Annotated in this window: 18 protein-coding genes; 8 read left to right on the forward strand and 10 right to left on the reverse strand. The window is 68.2% G+C overall.

What is annotated here, in order from left to right:
- The first annotated feature begins 68 nt into the window (after window positions 1–68).
- On the forward strand, window positions 69–1796 hold the full coding sequence (locus AB0H54_RS21710; RefSeq protein ID WP_357347229.1) for a GMC family oxidoreductase: 1728 nt from the start codon (window positions 69–71) through the stop codon (window positions 1794–1796).
- 122 nt (window positions 1797–1918) lie between these two features.
- Here AB0H54_RS21710 and AB0H54_RS21715 read toward each other — a convergent pair whose 3' ends face one another.
- Entirely contained in the window at window positions 1919–2809 is an 891-nt protein-coding gene (locus AB0H54_RS21715; protein ID WP_357347233.1) for a DUF5995 family protein, read from the reverse strand.
- Between the two features lie 94 nt (window positions 2810–2903).
- Between AB0H54_RS21715 and AB0H54_RS21720 the strand changes: the two genes are divergently transcribed.
- Window positions 2904–3752 carry an SDR family oxidoreductase gene (locus tag AB0H54_RS21720; protein WP_357347235.1) on the forward strand — a complete coding sequence of 283 codons (849 nt, stop codon included), beginning with the start codon at window positions 2904–2906 and terminating at the stop codon, window positions 3750–3752.
- Window positions 3753–3767: 15 nt separating this feature from the next.
- Here AB0H54_RS21720 and AB0H54_RS21725 read toward each other — a convergent pair whose 3' ends face one another.
- A complete protein-coding gene (locus AB0H54_RS21725) occupies window positions 3768–5864 on the reverse strand; it encodes an MMPL family transporter (RefSeq protein WP_357347237.1) in 2097 nt (698 codons plus the stop codon).
- Window positions 5865–5956: 92 nt separating this feature from the next.
- Here AB0H54_RS21725 and AB0H54_RS21730 point away from each other — a divergent pair, with 92 nt between their 5' ends.
- Complete coding sequence (locus AB0H54_RS21730; protein ID WP_357347239.1) at window positions 5957–6460, forward strand: MarR family winged helix-turn-helix transcriptional regulator; 504 nt, start codon at window positions 5957–5959, stop codon at window positions 6458–6460.
- A gap of 22 nt (window positions 6461–6482) precedes the next feature.
- On the opposite strand, the gene AB0H54_RS21735 is transcribed toward AB0H54_RS21730, so the two are convergent.
- The 6 genes from AB0H54_RS21735 to AB0H54_RS21760 all read right to left on the reverse strand — a co-directional run bounded on the left by AB0H54_RS21735 (window position 6483) and on the right by AB0H54_RS21760 (window position 12914).
- Window positions 6483–8066: a regulator gene (locus AB0H54_RS21735; RefSeq protein ID WP_357347241.1), complete on the reverse strand. Its 1584-nt coding sequence runs from the start codon at window positions 8064–8066 to the stop codon at window positions 6483–6485.
- A 15-nt stretch (window positions 8067–8081) separates the two neighbouring features.
- Window positions 8082–8771: a cysteine hydrolase gene (locus AB0H54_RS21740; RefSeq protein WP_357347243.1), complete on the reverse strand. Its 690-nt coding sequence runs from the start codon at window positions 8769–8771 to the stop codon at window positions 8082–8084.
- Window positions 8768–10153, reverse strand: a complete 1386-nt coding sequence (locus tag AB0H54_RS21745) for an allophanate hydrolase (RefSeq protein WP_357347245.1) — start codon at window positions 10151–10153, stop codon at window positions 8768–8770. Before AB0H54_RS21745 ends, AB0H54_RS21740 begins: the two co-directional genes overlap by 4 nt.
- A gap of 57 nt (window positions 10154–10210) precedes the next feature.
- Window positions 10211–10882, reverse strand: coding sequence for a GntR family transcriptional regulator (locus AB0H54_RS21750; protein ID WP_357347247.1), 672 nt, complete (start codon window positions 10880–10882; stop codon window positions 10211–10213).
- A 41-nt stretch (window positions 10883–10923) separates the two neighbouring features.
- A complete protein-coding gene (locus AB0H54_RS21755) occupies window positions 10924–11877 on the reverse strand; it encodes a hypothetical protein (RefSeq protein ID WP_357347249.1) in 954 nt (317 codons plus the stop codon).
- A 104-nt stretch (window positions 11878–11981) separates the two neighbouring features.
- Window positions 11982–12914: a helix-turn-helix domain-containing protein gene (locus AB0H54_RS21760; protein ID WP_357347251.1), complete on the reverse strand. Its 933-nt coding sequence runs from the start codon at window positions 12912–12914 to the stop codon at window positions 11982–11984.
- A gap of 87 nt (window positions 12915–13001) precedes the next feature.
- Between AB0H54_RS21760 and cysD the strand changes: the two genes are divergently transcribed.
- From cysD to AB0H54_RS21785, 5 genes are read left to right on the forward strand one after another with little or no spacing between them, the layout of a single operon-like run.
- Complete coding sequence (gene cysD / locus AB0H54_RS21765) at window positions 13002–13907, forward strand: sulfate adenylyltransferase subunit CysD (RefSeq protein ID WP_357347253.1); 906 nt, start codon at window positions 13002–13004, stop codon at window positions 13905–13907.
- Window positions 13907–15760, forward strand: coding sequence for an adenylyl-sulfate kinase (gene cysC / locus AB0H54_RS21770; RefSeq protein WP_355271925.1), 1854 nt, complete (start codon window positions 13907–13909; stop codon window positions 15758–15760). The genes cysD and cysC overlap by 1 nt, the downstream gene beginning before the upstream one ends.
- Complete coding sequence (locus AB0H54_RS21775; RefSeq protein WP_357347255.1) at window positions 15757–16974, forward strand: hypothetical protein; 1218 nt, start codon at window positions 15757–15759, stop codon at window positions 16972–16974. Before cysC ends, AB0H54_RS21775 begins: the two co-directional genes overlap by 4 nt.
- Window positions 16971–17756 (forward strand): SDR family oxidoreductase, encoded by a 786-nt coding sequence (locus AB0H54_RS21780; RefSeq protein WP_357347257.1) that lies wholly within the window; start codon window positions 16971–16973, stop codon window positions 17754–17756. The genes AB0H54_RS21775 and AB0H54_RS21780 overlap by 4 nt, the downstream gene beginning before the upstream one ends.
- Before the next feature lie 17 nt (window positions 17757–17773).
- Window positions 17774–18907, forward strand: a complete 1134-nt coding sequence (locus AB0H54_RS21785) for a sulfotransferase (protein ID WP_357347259.1) — start codon at window positions 17774–17776, stop codon at window positions 18905–18907.
- A gap of 17 nt (window positions 18908–18924) precedes the next feature.
- Here AB0H54_RS21785 and AB0H54_RS21790 read toward each other — a convergent pair whose 3' ends face one another.
- Both AB0H54_RS21790 and AB0H54_RS21795 read right to left on the reverse strand, forming a co-directional pair.
- On the reverse strand, window positions 18925–19551 hold the full coding sequence (locus AB0H54_RS21790) for a TerD family protein (RefSeq protein ID WP_357347261.1): 627 nt from the start codon (window positions 19549–19551) through the stop codon (window positions 18925–18927).
- 178 nt (window positions 19552–19729) lie between these two features.
- Complete coding sequence (locus tag AB0H54_RS21795) at window positions 19730–21994, reverse strand: restriction endonuclease (RefSeq protein WP_357347263.1); 2265 nt, start codon at window positions 21992–21994, stop codon at window positions 19730–19732.
- Between the last annotated feature and the right edge of the window lie 118 nt (window positions 21995–22112).

Genomic DNA, 22112 nt, shown 5'->3' on the forward strand with positions numbered 1-22112 from the left:
TTGACAGCTCTGGCTGTCGACGTTAGCGTTACCGACGTCACTGTCGACACCGATCGAGGAGCCCTCGTATGTCCGATCGCACCACCGACTTCGACGTCTTGATCGTCGGCTCCGGCTTCGGTGGCAGTGTCACCGCGCTGCGCCTGGTCGAGAAGGGCTACAAGGTCGGCATTCTCGAGGCGGGTCGCCGGTTCGCCGACGACGAACTGCCCAAGACCAGCTGGGACCTGCGCAAATTCCTGTGGGCGCCCAAGCTCGGCTGCTTCGGCATCCAGCGCATCCACCCCCTGCGCGATGTCCTGATCCTCGGTGGCGCCGGTGTCGGCGGCGGTTCGCTGAACTACGCCAACACCCTCTACGTGCCGCCGGAGCCGTTCTTCCAGGACGCCCAGTGGCGCGACATCACCGACTGGCGCTCCGAGCTCACCCCGTACTACGAGCGGGCCCAGAAGATGCTCGGTGTGGTGCGCAACCCGCACATGACCCCCGCCGACGAGATCTTCAAGGCGGTCGCCGAGGACATGGGCGTCGGCGACACCTTCGTGCAGACCCCGGTCGGCGTCTTCTTCGGTGAGCCGGGCCAGACCGTGGCCGACCCGTACTTCGGTGGTGCCGGGCCCGAGCGCACCGGCTGTGTGGAGTGCGGCGACTGCATGGTCGGCTGCAAGTTCGGCGCCAAGAACACCCTCGTCAAGAACTACCTCTACCTGGCGGAAAAGGCCGGGGCGCAGATCATTCCGATGACGACGGTCACCGCCTTGCGCCCGCTGCCCGACGGCACCTGGGACGTCGCGACCGAGCGCACCGGCGCGTGGGTGCGCAAGGACCCCAAGACTTTCACGGCCGGACAGGTCGTGCTGGCCGCGGGCACGCTCGGCACGCAGAAGCTGCTGCACTCGATGCGCGATCAGGGTGTGCTGCCGAACCTCTCGGACAAGCTGGGCCTGCTGACCCGCACCAACTCCGAGTCCATCGTCGGCGCCGCGACCAAGACCCTCGCGCCCGGCCAGGACTTCACCAAGGGCGTCGCGATCACCTCCTCGATCCATCCGACGCCCGACACCCACGTCGAGCCCGTCCGCTACGGCAAGGGCTCGAACTCGATGGGCCTGCTGCAGACCCTCATGGTCGACGGTGGTGGCAAGGTCCCGCGCTGGCTGCGCTTCCTCGGTATCGCGCTGCTGCATCCGCTGTTGCTGCTGCGCTTCCTGAGCGTGAAGAACTGGAGCGAGCGCACCATCATCTCGCTGGTGATGCAGCACCTGGACAACTCGATCACCACCTATACCAAGCGTGGCCTGTTCGGCGGGCGCAAGCTCACCTCCAAGCAGGGCCACGGCGAACCGAATCCGACCTGGATTCCGGCGGGCAACGATGTCACCCGCCGGGTCGCGGAGAAGATCGGTGGTGTCGCGGGCGGCACCTGGGGTGAGGTGTTCAATGTCCCGCTCACCGCGCACTTCCTGGGTGGTGCCGCGATCGGCGCCGACCGCGAGCACGGCGTGATCGACGCCTACCACCGCGTCTTCGGCTACCCCACCCTCAGCGTGGTCGACGGCGCCGCCGTCTCGGCCAACCTGGGCGTGAACCCGTCGCTGACCATCACCGCCCAGGCCGAGCGCGCCGCCGCCTACTGGCCGAACAAGGGCGAGGTCGACACCCGCCCCGAGCAGAGCGCCGGCTACACCCGGATCGCCCCCGTCGCTCCGCAGCAGCCCGCCGTCCCCGCGGGCGCGCCCGCCGCCCTGGTGCTGCCGATCGTGGAGATCCGCAGCAAGGAGCAGACCGCGGGCTGACCCCCGCCGCGAAATCCGGCCCCGGACAACGGTTCACACCGCTGTCCGGGGCCGTTCCCGTTCTCGGGCCTTCCGCGAATCGCGTGACCTCGATGCCGTCCGGTGCCCAGGTGCCAGGAGACTCAGAGGGCGTTGATCCGGGCGAGGGCTTCGAAGGCGAGGTCGGCTGCCTGCCATAGCACGGTGACCTCCGCGCGGACCGTCGGGGCGAGGGCGGGGTCCTGGAGGGCCAGACCATTGGTGAAGATGACGGTGTTGGCGCCGAGATCGGCGGCGATGAGCAGCTGTTCGGTGGCCACGCCCGCGCCGAAGAGCTGGTCGAGTCCTTCACCGACGAAGTAGAAGCGCCACAGCGGGCCGAGGTCGGCGCCGTAGGCCGCCTTGGTGCGGTCGACGATGAGGTCGCCCGCGGCGGCGATGGTGGCGACGATCTCGAAGTAGTCCTGCGCGTTCTCCGGTCGGCTGCCCACGGCCGCCACCGAATACGTCAGATCCACGGTCAGGTGGGCGTTGTAGCCCGCCATCGCGGTGCGCGCGCGGGAGGCGCCGCAGTCCTGCGCGAGGGCGAAATAGTGCGCCCACTGCGGCTCGGTGACGCCGCCGGTGAACTCGGCGTGCAGATTGTCGAGGAAGCGGCGCAGCAGTTCGGTGCTGATCGCGTGCGCGTACTCGCGATTCACGAAGGCGCCGGGATCGCGCTGCAGCGGCATGACGGCGGCGTATTCGACAGCGTCGAGCCCGATTGCGAACAGGCCGCGCAGGTCTCGGTGCTCGACGAGGATCTCGGTGATCCGGTGATGGCGGGCGACGGCGTCCTCGAGCCGGGCCAGCGCATCGGCGCCGGAGATCGTCGAGGTGTCCGAGAGCCGCGCGATCTCGGCGATGTCCCCGCCCGACAGTGTCGACCCGCAGGCCGTGTCGCGGACCGCGCCGCTCGCCGGTGCCGCGACGAGCGCGGGCAGGGTCATGATCACGGCCGCAGTGACAGCGGCGATCCCGCTCGATACACGCACCCGCAGATTCCACCATCCGCGCGGCCGAACCGCAGAACGCGACACGGCGACCGGCGCGTCCCTCCGGGCACCCCGGGTGCAATAGCCTGGGCGGATGCCGGAAACCATTGCGATTTCAGGGGCCAGTGGACAGATCGGCGGGCGGGTCGCCCGGCTGCTCGCGGACTCGAGCGCGCCCTTGCGGTTGCTCGGCCGGCGTCTCGACCGCCTGCCGTCGATCGCGGGGGCGAGTACGGCGGTCATCGACTACGCCGAGCCGGACACGGTGGCCGCCGCGCTGGCGGGCGTGCAGACCTTCTTCTTCGTCTCGGCCACCGAGAGCGCCGATCGGGCCGCGCAGCAGTCGACGGTGGTCAACGCCGCCCGCGGCGCGGGTGTGCGGCGCATCGTGTACCTGTCGTTCGTCGGTGCCGCGCCGGACTGCACCTTCACCTTCGGCCGCGATCACTGGTTCACCGAGCAGGCCATCCGGCAGTCGGGCCTGGACTTCACATTCCTGCGCGACAACCAGTATCAGGACATCATCCCGCACTTCGCCGACGCCGACGGCGTGATCGCGGGGCCCGCCGGTGACGGCACCGTGGCCGCGGTGACCCGCGCCGACGTGGCCGACTGCGCCGCCGCCGTGCTCACCACGACCGCCTATACCGGCGAGACCTTCGACCTCACCGGTCCGCGCGCCTTCACGCTGCCGGAGGCCGCCGCCGAGATGACCGAAATCCTCGGTCGCCCTTACCGTTTCGTTGATCAGACCGTCGACGAGGCGTATGCCACGCGAGCCAGCTACGACGCGCCGCGGTGGGAGGTCGACGGGTGGGTGAGCACCTACACCGCCATCGCGCAGGGCGATCTCGCCCAGGTCTCCGACGCGGTGGCCACCCTCACCGGTCGCCAGGCCACCGACTTCCGCGACTACCTGGCCACCTTGCCGCACACGCCCTGATCGCGGCGACGCGGGTCATGTCGCGTGGATCGGCTCGGCCTGCGCCGCCGCGGTTGTCGTGGGCGACGTCGGCCACCACACGCGGTCGCCGAGCAACGCGAACAGCGCGGGCACGACCAGGGTCCGCACCACGAAGGTGTCGAGCAGGATGCCGATACCGACGACGATGCCCAGCTGGGTCAGCGTGATCAGCGGCAGCACGCCGAGCACGCAGAACACCGCGGCCAGAACAACACCCGCGCTGGTGATGACCGCCCCCGTCGACGCGACGGCCCGCACCATGCCGCGCGTGGTGCCGTGCGCCGCGGCCTCCTCGCGGGCCCTGGTCACCAGGAAGATCGTGTAGTCCACCCCCAGGGCGACGAGGAACAGAAAGCCGAACAGCGGAACATTGGTGTCCAGGGCGGGGAACCCGAACACTGTGTCGCTGATCCAGCTCCCGGCGCCGAGCGCCGCGAGCGCGCTGAGCACCGTCACCCCGACGAGCAGCAGGGCCGCCGGGACGGCCCGCAACAGCACGAGCAGGACCAGTAGGACGACCGCGAGGATCAGCGGGATGACCAGCGCCTGATCCCGGCGGGCGGCGTCGCGGATATCGAGCGCCTCGGCATCGGACCCGCCGACGAGCGCCTCGGCGCCGGGTACCGCGCCGACCGCCGACCGGATCGCGGCGATGGTGGTGAAGGCCTCTGCCGAGCCGGGCGCGGCATCGAGCACGACCGACCAGCGGGTGCTGCCCGCGTCGGTGACGCCGGTGGCCGTGGCACGCGAAACACCGTGCACGCCTTCGATCTCCCGTCGCACGTCCGCGTCCGCGGTGGTGCGGGCGATCACCACGGCCGGATCCGAGGAGCCGGACGGGAGATGCCGTGCCAGGGTCTCGAGCCCGTCGACCGATTCCGCCTCGACCCGGAACTGCTCGGTGCGCGCGAGTCCGATATCCGTGGTCGCCAGCCCGGTGGCGAGCACCACCAGAACCGCCGACGCGACACCGGCCACCAGCGCGGGCCGGCGTACGACGCGGTTCGCCACGGCCGACCAGACGCCGTGCGCGGCCGTGTCGCGGCCGTCCGCGCGCGGCACGAACGGCCAGAACACCCGTCGCCCGCACAGCGCGAGGGCCGGGGGCAGCGCGGCGAGGACGAAGACCAGCGCGACGACGAGTCCCGCCGCGGCGAACGCGCCCAGGCTGCGCGTGTTGGGCAGCAGGGCGAGCAGCAGGGTCAGCAGGGCGAGCACGACGGTGATGTTGCTGGCGACGATGGCGGGCGCGGCGTGCCGCACCGCCGCGCGCAGGGCCACCCGATGGTCGGTGTGCCGGTGCAGTTCGTCGCGGTAGCGCGACACCAGCAGCAGGGCGTAGTTGGTGCCCGCGCCGAAGACCAGCACGCTGGTGATGCCCGAGGTCGACCCGTCGAAGGTGAGTCCGGTGAGCTGGGCCAGCGCGGTGCCGACGCTGGTGGCGACCCGATCCGCCAGTCCGACGACCGTCAACGGGACCAGCCAGAGAACCGGTGACCGGTAGGTGACGATCAGCAGGACCATCACCACGAGCGCGGTGACGAGCAGCAACAGCGCGTTCGCCCCGGAGAACGAGTCGGCGATGTCAGCGCCGAAAGCCGGTCCGCCGGTCACCTGAACGCGCAGCGATTCGGGCAGGTCGGTGGCGAGCGCGCCGCGCAGCTCCTCGATCCGGTCGGTGAGCGCGAATCCGTTGAGCTCGGCGGACACCGGGATCTGCGCGAGGACGGCCCGGCCGTCCGGTGCGGGCACGACGCGCGGTCCCTCGGACGCGGGCACGCCCGCCCGGGTGAGGGCGGCCTCCAGCGCCGCGAGATCCGGCGGGGTCAGCACTCCGTCGTCGACCCGCGTCGCCACCATGATCGCGGCGGCGTTGCCCGCGTCGGGGAACTGCGCAGCCGCCTCGGCCGCCCGTGCCGATTCCGCCGACGCGGGCAGCGACACCGGCGCCTGCCCCGCGCTGTCGTTGCCGCCTGCCCAGCCCATCACCGCTATCGCGGCCACGAGCACGGCCAGCAGCACCGCCCACGATCGCCGACCGGTCACCAACCCGGCGAACCGGTCCCAGCCCTGTCCGTCGCTCCCTCGCATCACGGGGAGACTATTTCAGAAACTTAACTAATGGGCAATGGTGGGCCGGCCGGGCGCTAAGCTCGCAGCCGGGTAGCGAGAGGAGACAACGCGTGGGCGAGGACAGCGTGAACACGGATCCGGCCGTCGACCGGGCGGGGCTCCAGACCGAGATCGCCCGCGATCTGCGCGCGCTGACCGCGATCTCCGAGCAGATCGGGCACGTCTTCGCACGCTCGAACAACTTGCGCCCGAATGATTTCCGCGCCCTGATGCATGTGGCGACCGCCGAGGCCGAGGGCGCGCCGGTGACCGCGGGTCAGCTGAGCAAGCTGATGGGCGTCTCCGCGCCCGCGGTCACCTATCTGGTGGAGCGGATGATCGAGTCCGGCCACCTCGAGCGGGTGCCCGATGCCACGGACCGGCGGCGCGTGCACCTCGGCTACACCGAGGACGGCATGGCCGTGGCGGCCGGCTTCTTCGGACCGCTCAGCGCCCGGACCCGGTCGGCGCTCGCGGACCTGCCCGACAGCGATCTGGCGGCCGCCCACCGGGTGCTGGTCGGGGTGACGGCCGCCCTGCGCGAGTTCTACGCCGACCTGCCCGAACCCGGATAGACCGGCACCGTAGACACGTCGATCAGGTCTCGTCGGCCGTCGGCTCGGCCGCCGCCGTCGAGGTCGAGGGCAGTACCGAATAGGCCAGGCAGACGATCGCGAAGAAGGCGTACCCGAGAGCCACCTGCGGCGCGGCCGCCCACTCGACCGCGTGCGCGTGGATGAGCCCGATCCAGCTCAGTGCCGCGCCGATGAGCGCGGCGAGTCCCGCAGCGCGGAACCGTTTGTCGAGGATGAACGTGACGATCGCGCCGAGGACGAGACCGGCCAGCACCGCGCCGGAGCCGAACGTCTTCAGCCCGTCGTACACCACGCCGGCCTGGCCCAGCGCCGCCGACCCGACCTTGTCGGCCGAGGTGCCCGCCGCCGACAGCGCGTTGTCGATCTGGGTCACCGCCCACTCCGCGAGGTTGGGCAGCAGGGCCGCGACCACCGCCACCGCATGCAACCGTGGGACGGCCTGGAACGCTTGGGCGCCGATCAGCAGGCCGATGTAGAGCAGGATCGGCACGATCGCCGGAATCGGCAGCACCGTCGCCAGCACGCCGAACAGGCCGAGCAGGCACATGACGCCGATGGTCAGCCCACTGGCCAGCGAGTACCCGGTGCGCCCACCGGCGTCTTTCCAGCCGGGATGGCCGATGTAGACCGCGGGCGGGAACGGTGAGCCGAAACCGGCCCCGATGACCGCGCCGAACCCGTCGGCGAGCAGGACGCTGCGCAGGTTGTAGTTGTCCCCTGCGGCCGCGGCACTCTCGACATTGCTCATCGCCTCGGTGAAGTTGTAGATGCCGAGGGGAATGGCGGTGGCCAGCAGCGGTGCCAGATTGCCGAGTCCGTCGAACAGCAGATCCAGGCGCAGATCCGGCAGGCCCAGCGCGATATCGCTCGCCGCCTGCGCCACGTCCGGTGCGGACAGATAGCCGCCGATCCAGCCGATCGCCGTACCCACCAGCAGCGCCACCAGTCCGACCGGGATATTGCCCGGCAGCTTCACATCGGTGAAGAAGCCGATCAGGATGATGGCCAGCACCGGCAGGCCGATCCAGGCCGCCTCCCACATCTGCGCGGCGGGCCGCATGGCGATGAAGGTGATCGAGATACCGGCCAGCGTGCCGAGCATGGCGGCGCGCGGGGTGACGCGGCGGATGTAGGGCCCGACGAAGGCGCCGATCATCACGATGACGCCGATCATGAAGGCCCAGGCCAGCCCGGCGGCCCACGCCTGCAAGGGATCTCCGGTCTTCAGATAGATCGGCAGCATCACCACGAACACGACGATGAACATGTGCGGCACGCTCGGCCCGTACGGCAGCGCGGTGACATCGCCGCGATTCTCCCGCCGGGCCAGCCGCCGCGCGAGGACCATGTAGTAGAGGTTGCCGAGGACCAGCGCGACCCCGAGCGCCGGCAACACGGTGCCGAGCACGTCGCCACTCGGGATCCGCACCACGGCGATGGTGAGCGTGGTGAGGGTCAAGACATTGACGAGGATGTTGAACGCCAGGCCGAAGAAGGCGTTGGTGTCACCGCGCGTCCACCACGGAAGGACCAGGGGCGCAGGGGGTTCGGGAGCTTTGCTGGTGGTGGTCGTGTCGACGGACATGGGTGTTCCTGTTCGCTAGGCCGTGACGGGGGAAGCGGTGGTGGTTGTCAGCGCGCCGACGACGTCGGCCGAGTCGGCGACCCATCCGAAGATCCCGCCCTGGGCGGCGATCATCGCCAGCCCGACGCGCTGGAACTCGGGGAAATAGGAGCCGACACAGTCGGCGACGACCAGGCACTCGTAGCCGCGGTCGTTGGCCTCGCGGACGGTGGTGTGCACGCACACCTCCGTGGTGACCCCGGTGACCAGCAGCGAGGTGATCGCGAGCCGTTCCAGCACCGCGCCGAGCTCGGTCGCGTAGAACGCGCCCTTGCCCGGCTTGTCGATCACCACCTCCCCCTCGAGGGGCGCGAGCTCGTCGACGATGTCGTGCCCGTATTCGCCGCGGATCAGGATGCGGCCGAACGCGCCGGGATCGCCGATGCGCTGGGTGGGATCGCCGCGCCGCAGTTTCGCGGGTGGACAGTCCGAGAGATCCGGCAGATGACCTTCCCTGGTGTGGATCACCGGCACGCCCGACGCACGCGCGGCGGCGATCAGCCCGGCCAGCGGATCGATGACCGCTCGTAACAGCGAGACATCGTTGCCCAGGCTCTCGCCGAAGCCGCCGGGGAGCAGGAAGTCGCGCTGCATATCGATCACGAGCAGCGCGGTCGTGGCCGGGTCGAAGGGGAACGGTGCCGGGGTGGCGGGGATCTCGGTCATCGGTGGTCCTCGAGAACGGTGGAGCGGGACGGGGTGACGGCGCGCGGTTCGTCGAGCAGGCGGGCGGCGGCCGCGAGGACGGTGTCGTCGGCGAGGGCGGGCCCGAACACCATGAGCGAGACGGGCCTGCCGTCGCGGGTGGTGCCCGCGGGCACGGCGACCGCGGTGAGGTCGAGCAGGTTGCCGAAGTGGGTGTAGTGCCCGAGGACGGTGTTGGTCGCGATCGGGTCGGCCAGGACCTGGTCGACGGTGAAGGTGGTGCCGATGGTGGGCACGACCATCACGTCGAAGTCCGCCCACAGCAGGCCGACCCGGGCGCGCAGTTCCTGCAACCGCTGCTGGGCGCGGAACACGTCGACCGCGGTGAAGCGCTGTCCGCCGGTGAGGATCTCGCGGATCACCGGCAGCAGCGAGTCGGGCCGCTCGGCGAGGAAGCTCTCGAACTCGACGAGCCGTTCGGCGACCCAGGGGCCCTGGTAGAGCAGGGACCCGGCGTCCAGGAACGGCGTGAGCGTGGTCGCCACGCAGTCGAAACCGGAGCGCGGCAGGCGATCCCGGGCCGCGAGGTGAGCGACGCGCATGGCGTCGTCGCCGAAGAAGTCGAGGTCGGTCTCGGCGGGCAGGCCGACCCGGATCGGCGTGCTGCGATAGCGCGGTCCACGGGACCGTGTCCACGGGTCGTCGTGGTCGACCCCGGCGATGATGTCGAAGACCAGGTCGAGGTCCTCGATCGTGGTGCCCATCAGGGTCAGGCAGTCCAGCGACTTGCAGGCGGGCACCAGCCCCACGGTGCTGATCAGCCCGCGCGACGGCTTCCAGCCGACGATCCCGTTGAGGGCGGCGGGCACCCGGCCCGAGCCCGCGGTGTCGGTGGCGACACAGAACGGCACCTGCCCGAGCGCGACCGCGAGCGCCGACCCGGAGCTCGAGCCGCCGGAGATCAGGTCGCCGCCGAAGACGCTGCGCGGCATCGGATACGGCGTCCTGGTGCCGTTGAGGCCGGTCGCGAATTGGTCGAGATTGGTCTTGCCGACGAACAGCGCGCCCGCGTCGAGCAGCCGCTGCACGGCGGGGGCGGTCCTGGTCGCGGTGTAGGCGTAGTCCGGGCAGGCCAGCGTGGTCGGGTACCCGGCGACATCGATGCTGTCCTTCACCCCGAACGGGACGCCGTACAACGGCAGCGCCCGCGCCCCCGGCCTACGCTCGATCTCCGCCGCGGCGGCGAGCAACGCGGCCCGCGGCACCGGGGTGATCCAGGTGCCGTCGTCGCCGCGGGCCGTGATCGCGTCGGCGACCCGCGCGGCGGTTCTGGCCGGCGAACCGTTGCCGTCCTGGTGCTGGGCGAGGATTTCCGCGACCGTGGGGCCTGCCGAACCGATCATGTTGTCGATTGTCGACAAAATGTGTGACGGCCGGAGGCGCCGTCTGTATCGGATGTGTTAGCAGATACCGAGTTTCAGGTATGTTTGCTCGCCGTGCTGCCGCAGGGCGGCCTCGGCGACGGCCGGGTCGTTCGAGGCGACCGCGGCCAAGAGCTCGCGGTGTCTGCGCACACCGTCGCGGCGGGCGGCGACCTCGGTCTCCTCGCGCAGGTTGCGCGCCATCGCCAGTTGCAGTTTCACCAGGATCTGGCCGTACACCAGATCGAGCTGCCGATTGCCCGCCAGCGCCACGATCTCGGCGTGGAAGCGGCGATGCGCGTCGTCGCGGGCGACCCAGTCGCCGCGCCGGTCGGCGGCGGTCAGCTCGTCGAGTGCGGAGCGCACGCCCCCGAGCCCGCGGTCCAGATCGGGGTGCGGCAGCGCGGTGGACAGCGCGTGGCGCTCCAATGCCCGTCGCACCTCGAACAATTGGACGATGTCGGCCGCCGACCACACCATCACCCGGTAGCCCCGCCGCGGCAGGTGCTCGATCAAGCCCTGCTCGGCCAGGCGCCGCAGGGCCTCGCGGACCGGCGCGCGGCTGATGCCCAGCCGCGCGCACAGCGCCTCCTCCCCCACCCGCACGCCCGGGGCCAGCGCGCCACTGAGCACCTCGGCCCGCACGTGCCGCGCCGTCATCTCCACCAGACTCGCCGGTAGCACAGTCGAATCGGATGCCGCTGCCGTCATAGGTCGAGTCTACGAACACCGCGGCGGGGCGGCCCCGGCCGCTAGACCAGGCGCAGGCTGGTGATCAGCTTCTTGGCCTCCTCGGCGCTCATCTCCCCGCTGGTATTGCGGTCGACGAGGATGGTCAGCACGAGCAGGGTGCCCGCCGCGTTGCGGAAGGCGAAGGTGTAGACCGAGTAGGCGTTGGCCGTACAACCGGACAGCTGGGGCTTCCACGGCCCGGTGCTCTCCACGAACTGGCCCGCGACTCCACTCTGGGTGGTCAGCGAGGTCGGCGTGGTGAGCTTGCCGCCGCTGGGATCCGAATAGCCGCCCGCCGCAGCGATTTTCGCGACCGTCTTGGCGGCGGCGGCCGGATCGGATTCCGTGGTCGCGGTGACGGCGGCCATGGCGCGATACGCCGAGCCGGGGCAGTACTTCTCGCCCTCGGTCGACTGGCCACGACCGTCGATGGAGCCGTTCGCCGTGCTGAAGCTCATCGTGTCGTAGGAGGGGGCGACCGCCCAGGCCGACGGCACGTCGTAAGCGACGCGATAGGTGGGGATGAGCACGCCCTTCGCCCCCGGTGTCACCGGGGCGGTGGTCGTGCCCGACAGCGATCCGGTGGGCACCGGCGCCGAGGTGACCGACGACGAGGACGCGGTGGTGGTGTCGTCGGAGGAACGGGTGCCGAGCACGACGGCCACGATGCCGACGGCCACGATGAGCACCGCCACGACCACCACGGCGATGATCACGCCCGCGCCACCACCGCCACCGCGCCGCGGCGGGCCCGGAGCGGGCTGTGGCGCATAGCCGTACGGCTGCTGACCGTACGGCGCCTGCCCGTACCCCGGCTGCGGCGCGCCGTACTGGGGCGGCGGATACGCGCCCTGCTGCGGTTGCGGGTAGCCGTAGGGCTGCGGTGGCGCGGGCTGCGCGTACGGTTCCGGACCGGTCTGTGGCGGCTGCCCCAGTCCCGGTGCTTCCCACCAGCGATCGCTGTCGTCCGCCACGTCGAGTCCTCTCTCACACCTGCCGCGACCATCCCGCAGGTACGGCCGGGTTCTCCCCGCCAGCCTAATGGCGAACGGTCGGCCGCGGTGGTCCGGACGGCGGGTCAGGCGGGGTGGATCGCGTGCGCGCTGATCTGTTCCGCCGCAGCGACAGTGGCCGCGCCGAGCGCGCTCACAGCAGCGGCCGACAGGCGGGCGTCGGGACAGCTGACCACCGCCGCCACCACCGCGCCGCTCGCGTCGCGCACGGGCGCGGCAAGGGTGACGACCGCGTTCTCCCGGCCGAGTTCGTCGGGCAGGTAGTCGATGGTGATCAGTTCGGTGATGACCGAGCCGAGCTGGGCGCGCAGCGCGGCGGTGATCGGCGTATCGCGCAGGCCGGCGAGCACCTCGAGCATCGGCGTCGAGTCGTCGACGAGGCGTTCGACGGAGTAGCCGCGCTGCCGGATCTCGGCGAGCACGCGCGTCAGGCGGTCGCGATGGGCCGGGTCGGCGGCCGCGAGCCACGCCCGCCGGACGGGTTCGGGCGCCCAGGCGACGAACTCCCGGCAGACCGGCGGCGCGAGCGGGAGCCTGCGGCCCGCGCGGATCCACCCGGCGGACGGTTCGCCCACCACCTCGGTGACCACGATGCTCTCGCCGTCGCGTTCGGCCAGGAACACCGGGTCGCCGGTGTGTTCGCACAGCGCGCGCAGGTGCGGCGCGGCGGTCCGGCGTAGGGGAAACGCCGCTTCGGCGCGCCGGGCGACGGTGAGCAGACGCAGGCCGATGCCGTAGCACCCGTCGTCGTCGCGGACGGTCCAGCCGTCGGCGGTGAGCTGGGTGAGCACGGCGTGCGCGGTGGCCCTGGACAGCCCGGCCTCCCGGACGATGCGCGCGAGCGACAACCGGTCCGCCGGATGCCGGGACAGCAGCTCGAGCACCTTCACGACGCGTTGCGTCGGAGGCGAGGCCACGCCTGGCTCCGCCACCTCACGCACGGATTCCGGGGTCACCTCTTGACCGGCGCGCTCGGCCCGGCTTATCGTCGGTGTCACAATATCGAACAATAGCGTCGAGTATTCGACAACGCAACCCGGCGGGGAGATTCCCCCGGCGGAGCACACAACGAAGTGGGTGAACGAGTGCAGACGGGGTACGAGCTGTCGCATCTGGCGGCCTTGGAGGCCGAGTCGGTGCATATCTTCCGGGAGGTGGCGGCGACCTTCGAGCGACCGGGGCTGCTGTTCTCCGGTGGCAAGGACTCGGCGGTGCTGTTGCATCTGGCGCGTCGTGCCTTCTGGCCGGCGCCGCTGCCGTTCCCGCTGTTGCATGTCGACACCGGGCACAATTTCGACGAGGTCATCGAGTTCCGCGACCGGACCGCCGAGCGCACCGGGGCGCGCCTGCTGGTGGCGTCGGTCCAGGACGACATCGACGCGGGCCGCGCGGTCGAGCGCCCCGGCGGCACCCGCAATCCGCTCCAGACCACCACCCTGCTGCGGGCGATCGGCGAACACCGCTTCGACGCCGTGTTCGGCGGGGCGCGCCGCGACGAGGAGAAGGCGCGGGCCAAGGAGCGAGTGTTCAGCTTCCGCAACCGGTTCGGGGAATGGGATCCGCGCGCACAGCGGCCCGAGGTGTGGAACCTCTACAACGGGCGGCACCAGCAGGGCGAACACATCCGGGTCTTCCCACTGTCGAACTGGACCGAGCTCGATATCTGGGAGTACATCGATCGCGAGGAGGTCGAGCTGCCCACGCTGTATTACGCGCACCGGCGCCGTGTCGTCGAGCGCGACGGAATGCTGCTGTCGGCGGGCCGATTCATCACCCCGCAACCGGGTGAGCGCACCTTCGACGCCACCGTCCGCTTCCGGACCGTGGGCGACGCCACCTGCACCGGCTGCGTCGAGAGCGAGGCCGACACCGCGGCGAAGGTGATCGCCGAGACCGCCGCCACCCGGCTCACCGAGCGCGGCGCCACCCGCGCCGACGACCGGATCTCCGAGACCGGCATGGAAGACCGCAAGCGAGAGGGCTACTTCTGATGAGCCGCAACCTGTTACGCCTGGCGACCGCGGGCAGCGTCGACGACGGCAAGTCGACCCTCATCGGCAGGCTGCTCTACGACTCCAAGTCGCTGTTCGACGACCAGCTCGCCGCGATCGAACGGGTCAGCACCGAACGTGGCGGCGACGCGGCCGATCTCGCCCTGGTGACCGACGGGCTGCGCGCCGAGCGTGAGCAGGGCATCACCATCGACGTCGCCTACCGCTACGTGACGACGCCGCGGCGCAAGTTCGTCATCGCCGACACCCCCGGCCACGTCCAGTACACCCGCAACATGGTGACCGGCGCGTCCACCGCCGATCTGGCGCTGATCCTGGTCGACGCCCGCGCCGGGGTGTCCGAGCAGACCCGCAGGCATGCGTTCCTGGCCACCCTGCTCGGGGTTCCGCACCTGGTGGTGTGTGTGAACAAGATGGATCTGGTCGACTGGTCGCAGGAACGGTTCGAGGAGATCCGGGCCGAATTCGCCGCGTTCGCCGCGAAATTGACGGTCGGCGACCTCAGCTTCGTGCCGGTCTCGGCGCTGCTCGGGGACAATGTCGTCGACGGTTCCGAGCACATGGACTGGTACCCGGGTCCGCCGCTGCTGCGCCACCTCGAGGACGTGCACATCGCCTCGGACCGCAATCTCATCGACGCGCGGTTGCCGATCCAGTACGTCATCCGGGCCCAGCAGGGTCTCGATCACCGCAGCTACGCGGGCACCGTCGCGGGCGGCATTTTCAAGCCGGGCGACGAAGTCGTGGTGCTGCCCGCCGGGCACACCTCCCGGGTACGCGAGATCTGGGGCCCCGGCGGCAGCAAGGTCGACGAGGCGTTCACCGGCATGGCGATCTCGCTGACCCTCGACGACGAGATCGACATCGGCCGTGGCGATCTCCTGGCCAGACCGGGCAATCGCCCGCAGCAGGGCGCCGACCTGGACGCGATGGTGTGCTGGTTCTCCGAGACCACGCAGCTGCGCGCGGGTGGCCGGTATCTGGTGCGCACCGCCGCGCAGACCTCCCCCGCCGAGGTGACCGCCATCGACTACCAACTCGATGTCAACACCTTGCACCGGCTCGAGGACGTGGACGCGTTGTCGCTCAACGACATCGCCCGGGTGCGACTGCGCAGCCGTCAGCCGCTGCTGTTCGATCCGTACCGGGAGAACCGCCGCACCGGCAGCTTCATCCTGATCGATCCCGTCACCGATCAGACGGTGGCCGCGGGCATGGTCACCGGACGCGACACCGGTGCGCACGCCGCGCCTGCGACGGTGGTCTGGCATCGCTCGGCGGTCGGCCGAGACGATCGCGCGCACGCCGGTGCCACGGTCTGGCTGACCGGCCTGTCCGGTTCCGGGAAGTCGACCATCGCCGTCGAGGTGGAGCGTCAGCTGGTCGACGCCGGGCGGGCCGCCTATCTGCTCGACGGCGACAATCTGCGGCACGGACTCAACGCGGGCCTCGGCTTCTCCGCGGCCGACCGGGACGAGAACGTCCGCCGGGTCGCCGAGGTCGCCGCACTGTTCGCCGACTCCGGCGCGATCGCGATCGTGTCGGTGATCAGCCCGTTCGCCGCGCAGCGGGCCAGGGCCCGCACCACCCACGACGAGCGCGAGCTGCCGTTCCACGAGGTGTTCGTCGACACCCCGCTGCCGGAATGCGAGCGCCGCGACCCCAAGGGCCTCTATGCGAAGGCCCGCGCGGGTGAGCTGCCCGGTTTCACCGGCATCAGCTCCCCCTACGAGCGACCCACCGACGCCGATCTCGTCATCACCCCCGATCTCGGCACCCCCGCCGAGATCGCCGCCCATATCCTCCGAGAGCTAGGAATCGCAGACCGTTGACCCATTCCAGCACCGCCACCGAAGCCGGGAGCACCGCGCCACCGGAGCCGTTGACCGCGCCGTTCACCGCCGCGGTCGCCCAGGCCGAGAAGCTCATCGCCGGCGCCGAATTCGTGCGCAGTGACGCCGATCTGGCCGAGGGCTACGACTATCTCGCGGCGAGCGTCGCCGCCTGCCTGCGCCTGTCCGGGGCGCACGGCACCAGCCATCCGTACTTCGTGTCCTCGACCGGGCCCTACGCCAAGATGGGCCTGGACAATCCGGACACCCTCTACTACCACGCGAACATCGAGCCGGACGCCGAGTATGTGGTGAGCGGTGTGCGCGGCAGCACCGTCGACCTCAGTTTCCAAGTGCTCAAGGGCGATTACACCGCGACCGAGGTGCCCGGCGGCGAGGACGCCTTCGACGACCGCCGGATCCCGATCGCCGACGACGGCAGCTTCTCGATCCGCTTCGGCCCCGCCAAGCCGGACGCCGGACCGGGCTACTTCGCGCTCGGTGACGGCGCGTCGATGCTGGCGGTGCGCGAGGTCTACAGCGACTGGACCGAGCGCAAGGGCTCGATCCGGATCGAGCGCGTCGACACCATCGGCACCGCGCCCGTCGAGCCGGATCTGGCCCGGATGCGCAAGCGCTACGGCGCCGCGGCCAAGATGCTGCTGACCCGGGTGCACACCTGGTTCAACTTCCCGAAGTGGTTCTACCTCGACCTGCCGGTGAACACGCTCACCGCGCCCCGGCTCACCCCGGGCGGTCTGAGCACCCAGTACTCCTCGGTCGGCCATTTCGATCTGGCCGACGATCAGGCGCTGGTGATCACCGTGCCGAAATCCGATGCGCCGTATCAGGGTTTCCAGCTGGGCAGCCTCTGGTACATCTCGCTCGACTACGTCAACCACCAGACCAGCCTCAATCACGCCCAGGCCCAGGTGGATCCGGACGGCATGATCCGGATGGTGGTGAGCAAGCGGGATCCCGGCATCACCAACTGGATCGAGACCACCGGCCGCACCAGGGGCATTCTGCAGTTCCGCTGGCAGCGCACCGATCGGCCGATGACCGAGGCCGACGGCCCGACGGTCACCGTCGTCCCGGTCGCCGAGATCGCCGAGCACCTTCCCCATTTCGACCACAACACGATCGACGCCGCGGGCCGGCGCGACCGGATCGCCGCCCGGCAGCGGGCGTTCGCAGAGAGGATGCTCGGATGAGCGGGGCACTGTTGGATGGAAAGGTCGTCGTCGTCTCCGGGGTCGGCCCCGGACTCGGACGCTCGATCTGCCTGGAGGCGGCGGCCGCGGGCGCCACGGTGGTGCTGGCGGCGCGCACCGAATCGCGGCTGCTGGAGGTGGCCGCGGAGATCGAGGCCGCGGGCGGCGCCACGCTCAGCGTGCCGACCGACATCACCGACGAGGCCGCGGTCGCGAACCTGGTCGCGCGCACCGTCGAGACGTTCGGCCGGGTGGACGCGCTGGTGAACAACGCGTTCTCGGTGCCGTCGATGAAACCGCTGGACCGCACCGATTTCGATCACATCCGCTCCAGTCTCGACATGACGGTGCTGGGCGGCCTGCGGATGACGCAGGCGTTCGCGCCCGCCCTCGCCGAGGCCAAAGGCGCTGTGGTGATGATCAATTCGATGGTCGTGCGGCATTCCGAACCCCGATACGGCAGCTACAAGCTGACCAAGGCGGCGCTGCTGGCCATGTCGCAGACCCTGGCCACCGAGCTCGGCGGCAAGGGCGTGCGGGTCAACAGCGTGCTGCCCGGCTACATCTGGACCGACCAGCTGAAGTGGTACTTCGGGCAGGTCGCCGAGAAGTACGGCATCACCGTCGAGCAGGTGTACGAGCAGACAGCGTCGAAGTCCGACCTGAAGCGACTGCCCGAACCCGAGGAGATCGCCCGCGCCGTGGTGTTTCTCGCGTCCGACTGGTCCTCGGCGATCACCGGCCAGACCCTCGACGTCAACTGCGGCGAATACCACAACTGAGCAAGGAGCTCCCTTCGATGACCGTGCGCACCGATGTCGGCACCGTGGCCGACCTGCACGCCTCAGCCACCAAACTCACCGGGCTCACCGATTTCGGGGCCGACGACTACACCGAGGCGTTGCAGGTGCTGCTCGACTCGTACCGTGACGAGGCCGGGCTCACCGAACTCGGCAGCAAGATGTCGCGGTTCTTCCTGCGCGGCACCCTGGTCGCCCGCGCGCTGAGCGAGGCCGCCTGGGCGGCCAACCCCGGCTATGTCGACACTCCGGTCACCCGGCCGATCTTCGTCACCGGCCTGCCCCGCACCGGCACCACCGCGCTGCACCGGCTGCTGGCGGCCGATCCGGCCAACCAGGGGCTGGAGATGTGGCTGACCGACTTCCCGCAGCCGCGTCCGCCGCGGGAGACGTGGTCGCAGAATCCGGCCTACCAGCAGATCGACGCGGGCTTGCGTCAGCATCAGGTGCAGAACCCGGAGTTCATGGGTCTGCACTACATGAGTGCCTCGGATGTGGAGGAATGCTGGCAGCTGCTGCGGCAGTCGGGCACCTCGCATTCCTACGAGTGCCTGGCCTATGTGCCGAGCTACGCGCAGTGGCTGGCGGGGCAGGACTGGACCCCCGCCTACGCGCGGCATCGCCGTAATCTGCAGCTGATCGGCATGAACGACAGCAGGCGCTGGGTGCTCAAGAACCCCAGTCACCTGTTCTGTCTGGACGCGCTGCTTGCCGTTTACCCGGACGCGATCGTCATCCAGACCCACCGCGACCCGGCCACCATCATCCCGTCGGTGTGCAGCCTCAACGAACACGCCACCCGCGGCTGGTCGACCGTCTTCACCGGGGAGACCATCGGGCGCACCCAGCTCGATCTGTGGGCGCGCGGCCTCGCCGAGTTCACCGCCGCCCGTGCCCGGCACACCGACGCCACCTTCATCGACGTCGACTTCGACGATCTGCGCGCCGACCCGTTCGGCGTCGTCGACCGCATCTACACCCGGATCGGCACCGATTTCACCGAGGAGGCCCGCACCGCCATCACCGCCCTCGACAACGAGAGCCGCACCGGCGACCGCAAACCCACCCACCACTACTCCCTCGCCGACTACGGCCTCACCGAGGACATGGTCGCCGAACGCTTCGGCAGCTGAGCGAGATCACCGATGAGCTACCCGACCTCGACCCCGTACCCCCGGGCCACCGTGGCGAGGTCGGACTCATAGCCCTGCCCGACGGCGCGAAACCGCCAGGTCTCGCCCCGTAGATACAGTTCGGCGAGCAGCAGGGTCCGTTCGACCGTGGCCGCGTCCAGGGTCGAACGGATCACCGCGCTCGCTTCGAGGCCTGCGGCGAGTTCGATCTCGATGGCGCCGACATCGCCGAAGGTCACGCCGGGTGCGTCGAGGGCGGCCGCGAAGACGACGCGGACGCAATGCTCGGCGAGGTCGTCCAGCGAAACGGCGATCGACTGCTCGGTCGGGCCTTCCTGCGCGAGTCTGGCGCCCTCGGCGACAGGCTGGTTGTAGAACACGAAATCGTCGGAACTACCGACCTTCTCCTCGGCGTCCACGAGAAAGGCCACCAGGTCCACGGCGGCGGTGCCGAGCTGGTTCCAGGTGGCACGCAACGTCCAGGAGTCCGATTCGATCGGCAGATCGATCACCTGGCCCCGGGCCAGGACGGTCGGCTCGGGTGCTGTCGGGACTTCGGGCGGAGGTTCGGATTCCGCCGTCGGCGTCCGCGTGAGCAATTCCGGTCCGTGCAGGGCCAGCCCGAGGTCGGTGGCCTTCCGCACCCGGCGATCCACGTCGCCTCCCGGACACGCGGCTAGCCACCGTCCTTACACTGGCATAGACAAGATTTCCGGGAATTGGCAGTGACCAACTCTGGGAAAAAGGAGGGCGCACACTCCCTTAGGACGTCACCAAGCATCCGCGTAGTGCCGAATTTGAATGAAGGATTAGTGCGGGATCCTAGCTCGTGAAGCGGTTGAACATTTTTTCTATTTCCTTTTCATCCTCGAACCCCGGAGTGTGACGATGCGCCATTGCGCGAGAACCGTCATCTATGTCATCCTGCTCGTATGCACGCCTTTCCGCCTCGTTAACATCTTCCTCGATACTTGAAAATACGCCGAAAAGTTCTGCCATGTCGACCAGGGCATCGAGGTCTGGGGGTGAGGGATCCCATGCCATCAACTCATTCAACGCATGATCGAGAAACTGGTCCCTAATTTCCTCATCGATCTCGTCGCCGGAATCGATGATGTTAAAATCCACAAAAGCTCGCCAATCGGCTGTCTCCGCAAGAGACGAGCCAAGCCAGCCCTCAAGGGCCACGCGACAATCAGCAAGAGTTGCTTCAGGAATTGAGATAATTCCGCTCACCTGAAGCCTTGAGGCTTTACGCAGCACCCGGATCGCCTCAGACTTCCCTCCGATAGCCTTTTTCCAGCGTTCCGACAAGTAGGTCAGTCGTGACTCTATCCACGTGTCTGGTGGTCGAAGGTCACTTGGCAAGTCGAGCACGTCTCCCAGGCGGTCTTCGAACAGCCCATCAGGATCTTCGTAGCTGGCCAACGTGCCTGATTTCAGCTGCTTAACCGGACTCGGCCCTCCAAACGTTCTAATTAGCGCTTCCGTGTATTTGTCACCAAACAGCTCCACTGGCATTCGGCGTGTAACACCACCGCTAACGCCAGTCACATAAGAAGAGCCTTCTCCACTTGCGTTTCTCAGAATAGTAAGCTGCTCAAAGGACACCGCACTTGATATAAGTGATGCAAGCACGGCGGGATCTTCTCGTATCTGATCAAGCACAAATTCGGCCACAGACGGGCTATGAAAAGATAGTACGGTATGGTCTCCTCTCTTAGCGATGGAGATGAACGTTCCTTCCAATACTTCAAGTGAAGAACGAAATGAGGCGACATTCGCATGAATGTGCGACTTCGAATTGTAAGAGAGGTAAGCGTCTAGCAGGTTCCCATACGGCGCTTGTACCGGCATGGAAGCCATGCACAGCAGAAGCGCTCTTTGATTCTCAGCGAGGTGGCGGTCATACGCATTTCGCCAGAGCGCTTCGGGGTGAGTCAACATCTCAGAAAATCGAGTCAGGTACCCCGCAGATGAGGCATCAAAGTTGGGGCCTGTGCAATACTCTATCAACCTTGGATTGTAGCCCGTATGATCAACAATCTCTTTCCATCCACCACTAGACAGCTCATTTAGGCAGCTCTTAGGAACATTTGCGCGCCACAAGTGGCTGTACAAGATTTGGACACGATCGAGACGCGAATATTTATCGAGCGCCAGAATGAAGTGAAGATGTTCGCTGAGTTCCGTCAGTCGATGATAGTCGAGACGGGCATCCCTGAGAATATACTCTCTGGTAGTCATGACAAGCTTTTTATTGGACATCCGCCCAATAGCATCAATGAAGTTTACCAGTCGAGAGTCCTCATTCTTTCCCATGCGCTCAGTGAACGATATCTGACCCAAGAAGTCATCGTACAAAAAGATTTGCTTAGCCCCGGGGTCCAGCACCGAAAAGGCTTCTTTTATATCTTCGGAGACCTCGATCGGCTGATAGCCGAGGGTGATGTAGCTTGCAACCAACATTTGAGCCAAGGCAGACTTCCCTATTCCGGGAACTCCCGCAATCAGGCACACACGATGCTCGTCAAGGATCTTAATCGCTTCTTCGTAAGACTCGCCTCGCACATACGTGCTCAGGGTGCGCTCGATACGTGTTCTAAGAACACCTGAGCGGGAAGCAATCTCAGAATTTGTAGCCCAGAATAACTCCGTTCCCGTGGACAGCCACAAGTTGATATGCCGACGCTCGACGTTGGAGTTTAGAGTGAGTGCGCCATCTATATCGCGACCTCCAAACACAAGTCCAGGCCCAGACATCCACGTAGAGAATACTTCATACACCTGCTGCTTCTGGGTTACCGACAGGTCGAAGCTTGTATAAAATCGATACTCAGCAGGATCAAGAGCTTTTACGTTCAGAACTTCGTCCTTGGCCGACTTCAATAATTGAGAGAACGTTGAGCGAAAGTAGTGCTTGCACTGCGCTATTGCTCGTTCACCATTAGGCAGATGCCATCTCAGGTCGATCCCCCCGTCTGCGCCACGGGCGAATCGCTCGACGTAGGCGCTGGATTCTGCGGCTATCAGGTCTGCGACGACCGACTCGAAGTCGAGGTCGCTCAGGACTGAGAAGTTGCGCACACAGGAAGTATCCAGGATCAGGGCCTATCGGCCGAACAGGGCGTCCCATGGGGGCGGTCGAGGACCATCGCGCTGACACCCCTCGCCCAGGTGATCGAGGTCCCAGACATCGTGGACT

Origin of the sequence: Nocardia sp. NPDC050718 (assembly GCF_040654235.1) — a bacterium.
In the GTDB taxonomy this organism is placed as follows: domain Bacteria; phylum Actinomycetota; class Actinomycetes; order Mycobacteriales; family Mycobacteriaceae; genus Nocardia.

Excerpts from the sequence above, each read along its gene's own strand:
- AB0H54_RS21725 (WP_357347237.1), bottom strand. The coding sequence starts at position 5,864 with ATGCGAGGGAGCGACGGACAGGGCTGGGACCGGTTCGCCGGGTTGGTG.
- AB0H54_RS21740 (WP_357347243.1), bottom strand. The coding sequence starts at position 8,771 with ATGACCGAGATCCCCGCCACCCCGGCACCGTTCCCCTTCGACCCGGCC.
- AB0H54_RS21710 (WP_357347229.1), top strand. The coding sequence starts at position 69 with ATGTCCGATCGCACCACCGACTTCGACGTCTTGATCGTCGGCTCCGGC.
- AB0H54_RS21750 (WP_357347247.1), bottom strand. The coding sequence starts at position 10,882 with ATGACGGCAGCGGCATCCGATTCGACTGTGCTACCGGCGAGTCTGGTG.
- AB0H54_RS21735 (WP_357347241.1), bottom strand. The coding sequence starts at position 8,066 with ATGTCCGTCGACACGACCACCACCAGCAAAGCTCCCGAACCCCCTGCG.
- AB0H54_RS21745 (WP_357347245.1), bottom strand. The coding sequence starts at position 10,153 with ATGATCGGTTCGGCAGGCCCCACGGTCGCGGAAATCCTCGCCCAGCAC.
- AB0H54_RS21785 (WP_357347259.1), top strand. The coding sequence starts at position 17,774 with ATGACCGTGCGCACCGATGTCGGCACCGTGGCCGACCTGCACGCCTCA.
- AB0H54_RS21780 (WP_357347257.1), top strand. The coding sequence starts at position 16,971 with ATGAGCGGGGCACTGTTGGATGGAAAGGTCGTCGTCGTCTCCGGGGTC.
- cysC (WP_355271925.1), top strand. The coding sequence starts at position 13,907 with ATGAGCCGCAACCTGTTACGCCTGGCGACCGCGGGCAGCGTCGACGAC.
- AB0H54_RS21720 (WP_357347235.1), top strand. The coding sequence starts at position 2,904 with ATGCCGGAAACCATTGCGATTTCAGGGGCCAGTGGACAGATCGGCGGG.